The organism is Ruegeria sp. CDSA079, assembly GCF_059612245.1.
In genome coordinates, this window is record NZ_JBXWQF010000017.1 from 49,060 (window position 1) to 61,636 (window position 12,577).

9 protein-coding genes are annotated in these 12,577 nt (G+C 59.1%); 5 read left to right on the top strand and 4 right to left on the bottom strand.

The window, feature by feature from the left end; genetic code table 11:
• Window position 1: 1 nt before the first annotated feature.
• Window positions 2-1,489 (bottom strand): histidine--tRNA ligase, encoded by a 1,488-nt coding sequence (gene hisS / locus AC2FJZ_RS16510; RefSeq protein ID WP_496778987.1) that lies wholly within the window; start codon window positions 1,487-1,489, stop codon window positions 2-4.
• Between the two features lie 129 nt (window positions 1,490-1,618).
• Here hisS and AC2FJZ_RS16515 point away from each other — a divergent pair, with 129 nt between their 5' ends.
• On the top strand, window positions 1,619-1,813 hold the full coding sequence (locus AC2FJZ_RS16515) for a SlyX family protein (protein ID WP_496778989.1): 195 nt from the start codon (window positions 1,619-1,621) through the stop codon (window positions 1,811-1,813).
• A 4-nt stretch (window positions 1,814-1,817) separates the two neighbouring features.
• Here the strand turns inward: AC2FJZ_RS16515 and AC2FJZ_RS16520 are convergent, their stop codons facing one another.
• From AC2FJZ_RS16520 to dnaE, 3 genes are all read right to left on the bottom strand, one after another.
• Window positions 1,818-2,186, bottom strand: a complete 369-nt coding sequence (locus tag AC2FJZ_RS16520; protein WP_050604180.1) for a hypothetical protein — start codon at window positions 2,184-2,186, stop codon at window positions 1,818-1,820.
• A 16-nt stretch (window positions 2,187-2,202) separates the two neighbouring features.
• Complete coding sequence (locus AC2FJZ_RS16525; RefSeq protein WP_496778991.1) at window positions 2,203-2,421, bottom strand: YMGG-like glycine zipper-containing protein; 219 nt, start codon at window positions 2,419-2,421, stop codon at window positions 2,203-2,205.
• A gap of 85 nt (window positions 2,422-2,506) precedes the next feature.
• A complete protein-coding gene (gene dnaE / locus AC2FJZ_RS16530) occupies window positions 2,507-6,007 on the bottom strand; it encodes a DNA polymerase III subunit alpha (RefSeq protein ID WP_496778993.1) in 3,501 nt (1,166 codons plus the stop codon).
• A 344-nt stretch (window positions 6,008-6,351) separates the two neighbouring features.
• Here dnaE and xdhA point away from each other — a divergent pair, with 344 nt between their 5' ends.
• Genes xdhA through AC2FJZ_RS16550 form a run of 4 tightly spaced genes read left to right on the top strand, consistent with a single transcriptional unit; the run spans window position 6,352 to window position 12,558 of the window.
• Entirely contained in the window at window positions 6,352-7,710 is a 1,359-nt protein-coding gene (gene xdhA, locus AC2FJZ_RS16535) for a xanthine dehydrogenase small subunit (protein WP_496778995.1), read from the top strand.
• Window positions 7,707-10,109, top strand: coding sequence for a xanthine dehydrogenase molybdopterin binding subunit (gene xdhB / locus AC2FJZ_RS16540; protein ID WP_496778997.1), 2,403 nt, complete (start codon window positions 7,707-7,709; stop codon window positions 10,107-10,109). Before xdhA ends, xdhB begins: the two co-directional genes overlap by 4 nt.
• The gene (xdhC, locus tag AC2FJZ_RS16545; protein WP_496668778.1) at window positions 10,109-11,044 is read left to right on the top strand and encodes a xanthine dehydrogenase accessory protein XdhC; all 936 of its coding nucleotides are present in this window, start codon (window positions 10,109-10,111) and stop codon (window positions 11,042-11,044) included. The genes xdhB and xdhC overlap by 1 nt, the downstream gene beginning before the upstream one ends.
• Window positions 11,041-12,558, top strand: coding sequence for an ABC transporter ATP-binding protein (locus tag AC2FJZ_RS16550; RefSeq protein WP_496778998.1), 1,518 nt, complete (start codon window positions 11,041-11,043; stop codon window positions 12,556-12,558). Before xdhC ends, AC2FJZ_RS16550 begins: the two co-directional genes overlap by 4 nt.
• The last annotated feature ends 19 nt before the right edge of the window (window positions 12,559-12,577 follow it).

The window sequence follows — 12,577 nt, forward strand, 5'->3', positions numbered from 1 at the left end:
CTCAGTCCTGACTGTCCAGAATTTCGCGCACTTTGGCGACCAGTTCATTGCGCGGCACTTCGAACTGGCTGGGGCGTTCCTTCCATTCCTCAAGCGTGGCGCTTTCGGCAATTTTGGCACCCAGGATCAGATCCTTGATCTGAACGATGCCATTCGCCTTCTCATCGCCGCCTTCGATCACTGCGATTGGAGAATTCCGCTTGTCCGCATATTTCAGCTGATTGCCGAAGCTCTTGGGATTGCCCAGATAAACCTCGGCGCGGATGCCTGCATTACGCAGCTCCGCCACCATCGCCTGATAATCAGCCATCCGGTCGCGATCCATGACGGTGACAACAACGGGGCCGGTGGCTTGCGCACTCAGCCTGCCCTTTTCGCGCAACGCGGCCAGCAGGCGATCGACACCAATGGAAATACCAGTCGCTGGTACTTCCTGCCCGGTGAACCGCTTGACCAGATCGTCGTAACGGCCCCCGCCCGAGACCGACCCGAATTGCCGCTTGCGGCCTTTCTCGTCGAAAATCTCAAAGGTCAACTCGGCCTCGTAAACTGGTCCGGTGTAGTAACCCAGACCACGCACGACTGAAGGATCAATCTCGATCCGGTCCGAACCATAGCCGCCTGCGTCCAACAAAGCGCCGATTTGTTCCAACTCGGCGATTCCGTCGGCACCGATCTTGCTATTGCCCACGGCAGCACGAAGGTTGGCCAGCGTTCCGGCAGTATCAGCGGCCTTGGAGGTCAGGAAGGCAATCACCGGCTCGGCCTGATCGTCGCTGAGGCCCACGCCGTCAATAAACGCGCCCGAGGCATCCAGACGGCCTTTGGTCAGCAACTCACGCACACCGTCCTCGCCCACCTTATCGAACTTGTCGATGGTACGCAGAACGTTGTCTCGGGCTGCGGCGTCCTCACCCAGACCCATCGCCTCGAGCACACCATTCAGAACCTTGCGGTTGTTGACCCGCACCAGATAGTCGCCGCGTGGAATACCCACGGTCTCCAATGTGTCCGAAAGCATCGCGCAAATCTCGGCATCAGCAGCCATCGAGGCTGTACCCACCGTATCCGCATCGCATTGATAGAACTGGCGATACCGCCCCGGCCCCGGCTTTTCGTTCCGCCAGACCGGGCCCATCGCATAGCGGCGATATGGCGTCGGCAAGTCATTGCGGTGCTGCGCATAAACACGGGCCAAAGGCGCGGTCAGGTCATAGCGCAGGGCCATCCAGTCGCCGTTGCCGCCTTCGTCAAACTCCTGCCACGCAAAGACGCCTTCGTTCGGGCGATCCACGTCGGGCAGAAACTTGCCCAGTGCCTCGACCGTCTCGACCGCGCTGCTTTCCAAGGCGTCGAACCCGTAACGATGATACACACCCGCAATCGTCCGCAGCATCTCGGTGCGCTGCGTGACTTCCTCGCCGAAATAGTCACGGAACCCTTTCGGCGTGACGGCCTTGGGGCGGGGCTGTTTCTTGGGCTTGGCCATGTGGGGCGTCCTTGGGAGTGTCCTTGTTCCGCGCGCGGTCTATCCCATGGCCCGCATCGGGGCAAGGCGCGCTTTCTCTGGCCATGGCGGCACAGGGTCGCTATGACCGGCGCAAGACAGGAGTTTCCAATGCAGCATCTGGAAGAAAAGATCGCACATCTGACCCGTACCGTGGACGAGCTGAACACGGTCGTGACCAAACAACAGTCGGACATCGACCGGCTGACCCGCCGGGTGGAAATGCTGCTGCAGCGTGAAGCAGAACGTGCGCAGGAAGGATCAGGCGGCGTAGTCTTTGGTGATGAACTGCCGCCGCACTACTAAAGCCTTACAGCCCCAGCGTCGTCTTCACCGCATTGTCCACAACACCACCCAACAAGGCGTTTTCGTCACCAGCACAGCCGTCTTTCAAAGCAGCCAGAAAAGTCTCGCGCAGAGCGGCCTTATCCTCATCCGACGTGGCATGCGCCTCGATATCGACCTGACGGTTGTACAACGACAGGGCCGTCATCTTCCCGACAACGTCCAGAATGTATTCTTCGTTCCCATCGGCCTCTTCGATGACCGTGGTGCAGGTGTGATACATAAGCGGCAGTGCCTCTTGCATCATCTGTTCGGCTTCTTCGTCGGCAAACGCCAAGCCAGGGCTTGTGAGCATTCCGGCGACGACAATCACTTTCAGCGGACTAAAACGCATCTTGTTGCTCCTTCACTCACTTAGAATTCGCACCAATCAGCGCACCAGCCACAGCCCCTGCTGCAGCACCCTTGCCATCACCGATCAAGGCTCCGACACCCGCGCCAATTACAGCGCCTTTGATCGTGTTTTCTTTTTTCTTGTCGTCCGCCAGTCCGGCTGAGGCCGAAACCAGAGCCAGCGACGCGGCGGCTCCAAATGCAAATTTTCTGAACTTGAGACCTGCTATCGTCATATCAACGCCCTCCCGTGGCATGACCCAAAGACATCTCTGTCAGGTCAGCCTAACGAGGGGTTAACTGTGTGGCAACAAAGAGGTGTCAGATCTCTTCGACAGTCATCACGCCTTCCAGCGATTTGATCGCGCCCTTGATTTGCGGGTTGATCGGAAACTCGCGCCCCAGATCCATTTCAACATCCCCCGGCAGGCTTGGGTCCAACAACAACAGTTGGATTGGACCCCGCGCTGCGCCCTTGGCGGCGGTCGCGGCGTCTTCCAACACTTTGGCAACAGTTGGTAATGCCTGCGCCTCATCAACGAAAATGCGCAACCCGGTTGCCCCGGCCTCAGCCACCAGCGAATCCGCAGGTCCGACTGACCGACCCAGCAGTTTGAGCTGATCTGCCTCCATCGTCGCCTCGGCGGTCAGGACGACCTGAGCCCCCGTTTCCAGAAACTCACGGCATTTCTCTAACGTGTCCGAAAACAGCGTGACCTCATAGGCTCCGGTTGGGTCCGAGAGCTGCGCAAAAGCAAAGCGGTTGCCCTTGGCCGATTTCCGTTCCTGCCGTCCGGCGACTACTCCGGCCATTTTGGCGATCAGCGGGCCAGAGCGGGCTTTGTCCATCACCTCATCCAGCGTCAGAACCTGTTTACGCTTCAAAGCGGGCATATAGTCGTCCAGCGGGTGACCGGACAAATAGAAACCGATGGCCTTGAACTCTTCACTGAGGCGCTCGGCAGGCAGCCAATCCGGCGTCAGTGACAGGCGTGGTTCGGGCAGGTCGTCACCGGCCTCACCAAACAGAGACACTTGGTTGGAGTTTTTCTGCTCATGGATCGCCGCCGAATACTGCACCAGCCGGTCAAGGCTTTCGAACACGCGGCGGCGGTTTTTGTCGAGCTCGTCAAAGGCTCCGGCCCGCGCCAGCATTTCCAACGGGCGTTTGCCGACTTTCTTCAGATCCACTCGACGTGCAAAGTCGAACAGGTTGACGAACGATTTTTCCGCCCGCCCCTCGACCACGAGGTTCATCGCCTCGACGCCTACGTTTTTCAATGCGCCCAGCGCATAGACCAATTCACCGTTCACAACGTCGAACGTCGATAGCGAGCGGTTCACACATGGCGGCACATAGGGCAATTCCAACCCTTTGCGGACTTCTTCAAAGTAGACGGCCAGCTTGTCCGTCAGATGGATATCGCAGTTCATGACACCTGCCATAAACTCGACCGGGTGGTTCGCCTTCAGCCAACCGGTTTGATAGCTGACCACCGCATAGGCGGCCGCGTGGGACTTGTTGAAGCCGTAATTGGCGAATTTCTCGAGCAGGTCGAAAACCTCAGAGGCTTTCTTTGCATCCACGCCGTTCTCGCCCGCGCCCTTTTCAAATTTGGGACGCTCGGCATCCATGGCCTCTTTGATCTTCTTACCCATCGCGCGGCGCAACAGGTCGGCACCACCCAACGAATATCCCGCCATGACCTGCGCGATTTGCATCACCTGCTCCTGGTAAACGATGATGCCCTGAGTTTCCTCAAGGATGTGGTCAATCAAAGGATGCACGGACTCGATCTTGCGCAGCCCGTTCTTGACCTCACAATAGGTCGGGATGTTCTCCATCGGGCCCGGACGATACAGCGCCACCAAGGCCACGATGTCTTCGATACAGGTGGGCTTCATCCGCTTGAGCGCGTCCATCATGCCGCTGGATTCCACCTGGAACACAGCCACGGTCTTGGCCGCTGAGTAGAGCTTATACGTCGCCTTGTCATCCAGCGGGATGGCGTTGATCTCGTTCTCGGCCCCTTCTGCGGGTTCATAAAGCTCAGTGCCATCCGCCGCGATATGCAGATGCCGCCCGGATTTGAAAATCAAATCCATCGCGTTCTGGATCACAGTCAGGGTTTTCAAACCCAAAAAGTCGAACTTCACCAGCCCGGCTTGTTCCACCCATTTCATGTTGAACTGGGTTGCTGGCATGTCCGAGCGTGGGTCCTGATACAGTGGCACCAGCGCGTCCAACGGTCGGTCACCGATCACCACCCCCGCTGCGTGGGTCGACGCGTTGCGCAGCAATCCCTCGACCTGTTGCCCATAAGTAAGAAGACGATCCACCACCTCTTCGTTCCGCGCCTCTTCACGCAGGCGCGGTTCATCTTTCAGCGCTTTCTCAATCGAAACCGGCTTGACCCCCTCAACCGGGATCATCTTGGACAGGCGGTCCACCTGCCCATAGGGCATCTGCAACACCCGCCCGATGTCGCGCACGGCGGCCTTCGACAGCAGCGCACCAAAGGTGATGATCTGTCCCACCTTGTCACGGCCGTATTTTTGCTGAACATAGCGGATCACCTCTTCGCGGCGATCCATGCAGAAGTCGATGTCGAAGTCGGGCATCGAGACCCGCTCGGGGTTCAGGAACCGCTCGAACAGCAGCGAATAGCGCAGAGGGTCAAGGTCGGTGATCGTCAGCGCATAAGCCACCAGAGACCCCGCACCCGAGCCCCGCCCCGGCCCTACCGGAATATCGTGATCCTTGGCCCACTGGATAAAGTCGGCAACGATCAGGAAGTAACCGGGAAAGCCCATTCCTTCGATAATGCCCAGCTCAAAATCCAGACGTTCCTGATACGCTTCAGGCGTCACCGCGTGCGGGATCACTGCCAGACGTTTCTGCAGACCTTCGTTCGCAATGCGGCGTAGTTCGGCCACCTCATCATCCGCGAACTTCGGCAAGATCGGATCACGGCGATAAGCCATGAAGGCGCAGCGTTTGGCAATCTCGACAGTGTTCTCAATAGCCTCGGGCAAGTCCGCAAACAGCGTCACCATCTCTTGCTGCGATTTGAAATAATGCTGCGCAGTCAGGCGGCGGCGACCTTCCTGCTGGTCGACATAGGCACCTTCCGAGATACAGATCAGCGCATCATGCGCCTCATACATGTCCGAGGTCGGAAAATAGACGTCATTCGTAGCAACCAGCGGTAGGTTCTTGGCATAGGCCATTTCGATATGGCCGCGCTCGGTCAAGCGTTCTGCTTCTGGCTGACCGTCCTCGCCCGGATGGCGCTGAAGTTCGATATAAAGCCGATCCGGGAACATTCCCGCCAGACGATCTACCAGCATTTCGGCTGCAGCGCGTTGGCCCTGCTGCAACAACAAGCCCACCGGCCCGTCCGGACCGCCAGTCAAACAGATCAGACCTTCGGACCGATCTGCCAGCTCGTCCAAAGAAACCTGTGGCAGCTGCCCACCCTTGTCCACATACAGGCACGAACTCAGCTTCATCAGGTTTTCATACCCGACCTCGGACTGCGCCAGCAGAACCAACGGTGCGGGCGCTCTTGGTTTCTCGCCGGGCTGCGCCTGCACAAAGGTCAGATCAACCTGACAGCCCATGATCGGCTGCACGCCCGCACCGCTTGCTGTAACCGAGAACTCCAAAGCCGAGAACATCGAGTTTGTGTCCGTGACCGCAACGGCGGGCATCTCCATCTTCTCGCAAAGCGCAGGAAGCTTTTTAAGCCGCACGGCGCCTTCCAGAAGGGAGTATTCGGTGTGAACGCGGAGGTGAATGAATCGTGGATTTCTGCTCATACGGACCAAGCTATCTCAGCCAGACGCTCTGCAAAAGCAGGAACCGTAGCTTCGGAATGCACAAAAAAATCGACGCTGATTATTCGGCTTTTCCAGAAGGTGCTTCGGGATTGATCGGCTGACGTATTCAAAAAGCTCTTTATTTACAACCGCCTACCTTCTACACGAAGACAATAATCACATGCCGTGCGTTTCCAATGGTGCATCACAGAGGCAGTTTTTCTTGCCAGATAAGCCGCACTGTTTCTAACATCTTACGGCAAGCTATTCGCCCGCCGCTCTTTCTACGTCGCATCGAAGGAGGGTCTAAAGGGCGCAACAGGGTAAGGCGACGGGTTTCTCGAATGAATATCACGTTTCTTCTGAACGGAGAGACAGTGGAGCTGGCGGATGTCAATCCTACGGCGACCCTGCTGGACTGGCTGCGCGAGGATCGCGGCCTGACCGGCACCAAGGAAGGCTGCAACGAAGGCGATTGCGGGGCCTGTACCGTCATGGTCACGGATGAAGGCGGCCACAAGGCGCTGAATTCCTGCATCCTGTTCCTGCCCCAACTGCATGGCAAAGCCGTCCGCACTGTCGAAGGCGCAAGCGGGCCCAATGGCGAAGCCCATCCGGTACAGCAGGCCATGGTAGACCTGCACGGATCTCAATGTGGGTTCTGCACCCCTGGTTTTGTCATGTCGATGGTCGCCAGCCACGCCAATGGCGCGACCGATCACGACACCCAGCTTGCCGGCAATCTGTGTCGATGTACCGGCTATGCCCCGATTATCCGCGCTGCCGAGGCCGCAGCAAAACTTCCCGTGCCTGTTTGGGTCAAAGATAAGCCTGCCCCCGCAGCCGATGCACGGCGAGTACCGGGTTCGTCAGATGAACTGGCCGCTTTGTACGTTGAATACCCTGATGCGACACTTATTGCCGGGGCAACCGACGTTGGCCTTTGGGTCACCAAACAGTTGCGTGATCTGGATCCCGTGATCTTCCTCAACCGCTGCGAAGATCTGAAACAGATCGCCATCACTGAAAGCGAAGTCCGCTTCGGCGCCATGGTCGACATGAATCGCATGGGAGAGGCCCTGGCTGACCTGCACCCTTCCTACGCCGAAATGATCCGGCGCTACGCCAGCGTTCAGGTGCGACATGCAGCGACCGTCGGCGGCAACATCGCCAACGGCTCGCCTATCGGGGACAATCCTCCTGCACTGATTGCGCTGGGTGCAACCTTGCATCTGCGCAAGGGTGATGAGCGGCGCTCGATCCCCTTGGACGAGTTCTTCATTGACTACGGCAAGCAAGACCGCACACCGGGTGAATTCGTTGAAGCCGTCAGCTTCCCGCGTCAGCCCGACAGGCTGAAGGCTTACAAACTCAGCAAACGGTTCGATCAGGATATCTCGGCCGTTTGCGGGTGTTTCAATGTCACGGTTTCGGACGGCAGCGTCACACAGGCACGTATCGCTTTCGGCGGCATGGCCGGAGTTCCGAAACGGGCAACGCATGTCGAGGCCGCGCTGATCGGCAAACCCTGGACACGCGACGCCATTAAAGCCGCGCTCTCTGCCTTTGCTGACGATTACGCACCACTCACGGACATGCGCGCCTCGGCCACCTATCGTCTGGAGACGGCCAAAGCGATGCTGGAACGCTATTTCCTCGAAGACCAGGGTGAGATCACCAACGTGCTGGAGGTGTCGGCATGAGCGTAACCAAACCCCTCCCACACGATGCGGCCCCGCTGCATGTGTCCGGCTCAGCACGGTATGTGGATGACATCCCGACGCCCAAGGGCACGCTGCATCTGGTATTTGGCCTCAGCCCGATCGCAAAGGGCAAGATCACCGCGATGGACTTATCGGATGTGAAGGCCGCCGAAGGTGTCGTGATGGTGATGACGGCCGAGAATCTGCCTTTCGCCAATGACGTCTCACCCTCGATCCATGATGAGCCATTACTCTCAGACGGCACGGTTCACTATATCGGCCAGCCCGTGTTTCTGGTTGTCGCAACCAGCCATCTGGCCGCCCGCAAGGCCACCCGTCTGGGCAAGATCGACTATGCCGAAGACACACCAATCCTGACGGTCGAAGAGGCGCTTGCCGCTGACAGCCGGTTCGAGGACGGACCGCGCATGTACGCCAAAGGTGATGCGGACGCCGCCATCGCAAGCGCGGCGCACGTCATCGAAGGCACGTTTGAGCTTGGCGGACAAGAGCATTTCTATCTGGAAGGCCAGGCCGCTTTGGCGGTGCCAAATGAAGGCGCGGATATGCTGGTGCACAGCTCGACCCAGCACCCGACTGAGATACAGCACAAGGTTGCGGATGCCTTGGGCGTTCCGATGCACGCCATCCGGGTTGAAACCCGCCGTATGGGCGGCGGCTTTGGTGGCAAGGAAAGTCAAGGCAACGCATTGGCCGTTGCCTGTGCCGTTGCCGCGCGCGCCACAGGCAAAGCCTGCAAAATGCGCTATGACCGCGACGATGACATGATCATCACCGGCAAGCGCCATGCCTTCCGAATTTCCTACAAGGCCGGGTTCGATGAGAATGGCCACATTCAGGGCGTGTCTTTCCTCCACTATGCGATCTGCGGCTGGGCGCAGGACCTGTCCCTGCCCGTCGCCGACCGCGCAATGCTGCATTCGGACAATGCCTATCTGCTGCCCAATGCGCGGATCGAAAGCCACCGATTGAAAACCAACACTCAATCCGCCACCGCCTATCGCGGATTTGGCGGCCCGCAAGGCATGGTGGGTATAGAACGGGTTATGGACCACGCGGCACATGCACTTGGTCTGGACCCGGTCGAGCTGCGCCGCCGGAACTACTATGAACCGGCCCACGCAGTCGTCGAGCCTGCACCAGTCGAAAAGCCTCTGGGCCATCCCGACCCGCGTGAAGACTTGACCAGCCGGGGCGCTGTAGAGACAGGGGACGCCCCCATGCGCCCGTTGCCCGCAGGTGGCAACACGACGCCCTACGGCATGGAGATCAGCGATTTCGAACTGCACGGAATGACCGAGGCGCTACTGAAGTCCAGCGACTACGCTGCGCGCAAAGCGGCTATCGATAAATGGAACGCCGAGAACAGTGTGATCAAGAAGGGCATCGCCTTTTCTCCGGTCAAGTTTGGTATCTCCTTCACTCTGACCCACCTGAACCAGGCCGGTGCTTTGGTGCATGTGTATCAGGATGGCTCGGTCCATCTGAACCACGGCGGCACCGAAATGGGTCAGGGACTGTTTCAGAAAGTGGCGCAAGTCGCGGCCTCACGCTTCGGCATCCCGCTGGAGATGGTCAAGATTACCGCCACCGACACCGCCAAAGTACCGAACACATCGGCGACGGCAGCGTCTTCGGGCAGTGACCTGAACGGCATGGCAGTGAAAGCCGCCTGTGATACGATTCGCGACCGGATGGCAGACTATCTGGCTGAACGGCATCAGGCCAATCCTTCTGCCGTCACATTCTCCGACGGCCACGTTTCGGTGGGCGAAGAGCGCTATACCTTCGCCGAAGCTGCAGCGCTGGCCTATCAGGGCCGGATCAGCCTGTCGGCAACGGGTTTCTACAAGACACCCAAAATCGAATGGGACCGGATCGCAGGACGCGGACGTCCATTCTTCTACTTCGCCTATGGTGCGTCGATAACCGAGGTTGCCGTTGACACGCTGACCGGCGAGAACCGCATCCTGCGCACCGACATCCTGCATGATGCGGGTGCATCGCTGAACCCGGCGCTGGACATCGGACAGGTCGAAGGCGGCTATGTGCAGGGCGCAGGCTGGCTGACGACCGAGGAACTGGTCTGGGATGGCAAGGGCAACCTGCGCACGCACGCGCCCTCGACCTACAAGATCCCCGCCTGCTCCGACCGGCCCGACATTTTCAATGTCACGCTTTGGGGTGGTGCAAACCGCGAGGACACCATCTATCGCTCGAAAGCGGTCGGGGAGCCACCTTTCATGTTGGGCATCTCGTCATGGCTGGCCCTGTCCAACGCGGTGGCAGCCTGTGGCGACATGTACCCTGCACTCAACGCACCTGCCACCGCTGAAGAAGTCTGGCGCGGTGTCCAAAGGATGAAGGGAGGCATCTGATGGGATTTGATCTGGAGGCTTTGAGGGAGGCAGTCAAAACCCACGGACAAGTGGTCCGCGTGGTCATTGCCGGGATCAAAGGATCATCCCCGCGCGAAGTCGGCGCGGCCATGCTTGTCTGGAAGGACGGGCAAAGCGGCACCATAGGTGGCGGTACGCTGGAATTTCAGGCGGCCGAGGCGGCGCGGGCACAAACCCAAGCTTCGCGCCTGACCCACCACGCGCTTGGACCCGAGATGGGACAATGTTGCGGTGGCGCGGTTTCGTTGCTCAGCGAGGTCTATGACCGCGCGGCGCTGGAAACGCTGGATGAAACACTCATCGTGCGTGCCACATCTGGCGGGGAGATGCCGTTATCGGTCAAACGATTGCTGGCAACCGCGCGTGGCCAGGGGATCACTCCTGAACCCCAGATAGTCGACGGCTGGATGATCGAGCCGGTGCACAAACCAACCCGACACCTCTGGATCTGGGGTGCCGGTCATGTCGGACGGGCTCTGGTGGATGTTCTGTCACCGCTGCCCGACCTTGCAATCACCTGGATCGACACCGGTCCGGATCGGTTTCCGACCACCACTCCCAAGGGTGTAACCGTGGTTCCGGCAGTAAAACCGGCCGAGCTGGTCCGACACGCACCGACCGATGCCGAGCACCTTGTGCTGACATATTCACACAATTTGGACCTGGAACTGTGCAACAGGCTGCTTTTGCATGATTTCCGCTTTGCGGGACTGATCGGCTCGGCTACGAAATGGGCGCGATTCCGGTCGCGGCTGGCGGCGCTTGGGCATTCGCCCGAGCGGATCAGCCGGATAACCTGTCCGATTGGCGATCCGAACCTGGGCAAACACCCGCAGATGATCGCCGTTGGCGTTGCCGCGCAACTGTTGCGCCCGGCCTGGCAGAACGAGTTGAAGAAGGACCTGAGCGCGTGACCACTCCACTATTGAGCCTGCAAGGGCTAACCAAAGCCTATCCCGGCGTCGTGGCCAATGATCAGGTGTCTTTCGACATCGGCGAGGGCGAAGTTCACGCCCTGCTGGGGGAAAACGGCGCCGGAAAATCGACACTGGTCAAAATGATCTATGGATTGGTGAAGCCTGACAGCGGCACCATGCTGTTGCGCGGCCAGCCTTTCGCGCCCCCTGAACCTCGATCTGCACGGGCTGACGGTATTGCAATGGTGTTTCAGCACTTTTCGCTCTTCGACGCGCTGAATGTGGCCGAGAACATCGCGTTGGGGATGGAGAATCCACCGCCAATGGGCGATCTGGCCTCACGTATCCGCGAAGTGTCCGAGGCATATGGCCTGCCACTGGACCCGTTCCGCACTGTTGGGGATCTGTCCGCAGGAGAGCGTCAGCGGGTCGAGATCATCCGCTGTCTGTTGCAAGACCCCAAGCTGCTCATCATGGACGAGCCGACGAGCGTGCTGACTCCACAAGAAGTCGACATCCTGTTTGAGACGCTGAACAAGCTGCGCTCCGAAGGCACATCGATCCTCTATATTTCGCACAAGCTTGAAGAAATCCGGACGCTGTGTGATCACGCGACGATCCTGAGACTGGGTAAGAATGTGGGCGAATGCGTGCCCGCCGAGACATCCGCGCGGGACATGGCCGAGATGATGGTGGGCTCGACCCTGCAGACGCCTGAACGCTCGGGGCGTGACTTTGGTGAGGTTGCTCTGGATGTCACTGGGCTATCAGTGCCGTCGCCGTCGGAATTCGGCACGGCGCTGAAGAACATCCACATGACCGTCCGCAAGGGCGAAGTTCTGGGCATTGGTGGCGTTGCCGGGAACGGACAGGATGAATTGCTGGGTGTGCTGTCGGGTGAAATCCTGACCGCTGCGGATGCGATCAAGTTCAACGGTCTACGGATCGGCAAACTCGGCCCCACCGCGCGGCGCAAGCTGGGTGTGCTGACAGCCCCCGAAGAACGGCTGGGCCATGCAGCAGCCCCGGATATGAGCCTGACGGAAAACGCCTTGCTGACCGGATCGGTGCGGGAACGGCTGGAGAGTAATGGTTTCCTGAAATGGGCCGAGACCAAAAGCTTTGCCGAGAAGATTATCAGCGCTTTTGACGTTCGCACGCCGGGTCCTGAGAATGCCGCGCGGTCTTTGTCCGGAGGGAACTTGCAGAAATTCGTGATTGGTCGCGAAGTGTTGCAAAACCCCGACGTTCTTGTGGTGAACCAGCCCACCTGGGGCGTGGATGCAGCGGCGGCGGCAGCGATCCGGCAGGCCATTCTGGATCTGGCCGCTAAGGGAACTGCGGTAGTCTGCATCAGCCAGGATCTGGATGAATTGATGGAAATTTCGGACAGCTTTGCGGCTTTGAATGAAGGACGGCTAAGTGCACCGCGCCCAACGACAGGTCTGACTGTGGACGAGATCGGCCTGATGATGGGTGGTGCCCATGGCATGGAGGTGGCGCATGTGTGATCCGTGGCGTCGCCTTCGG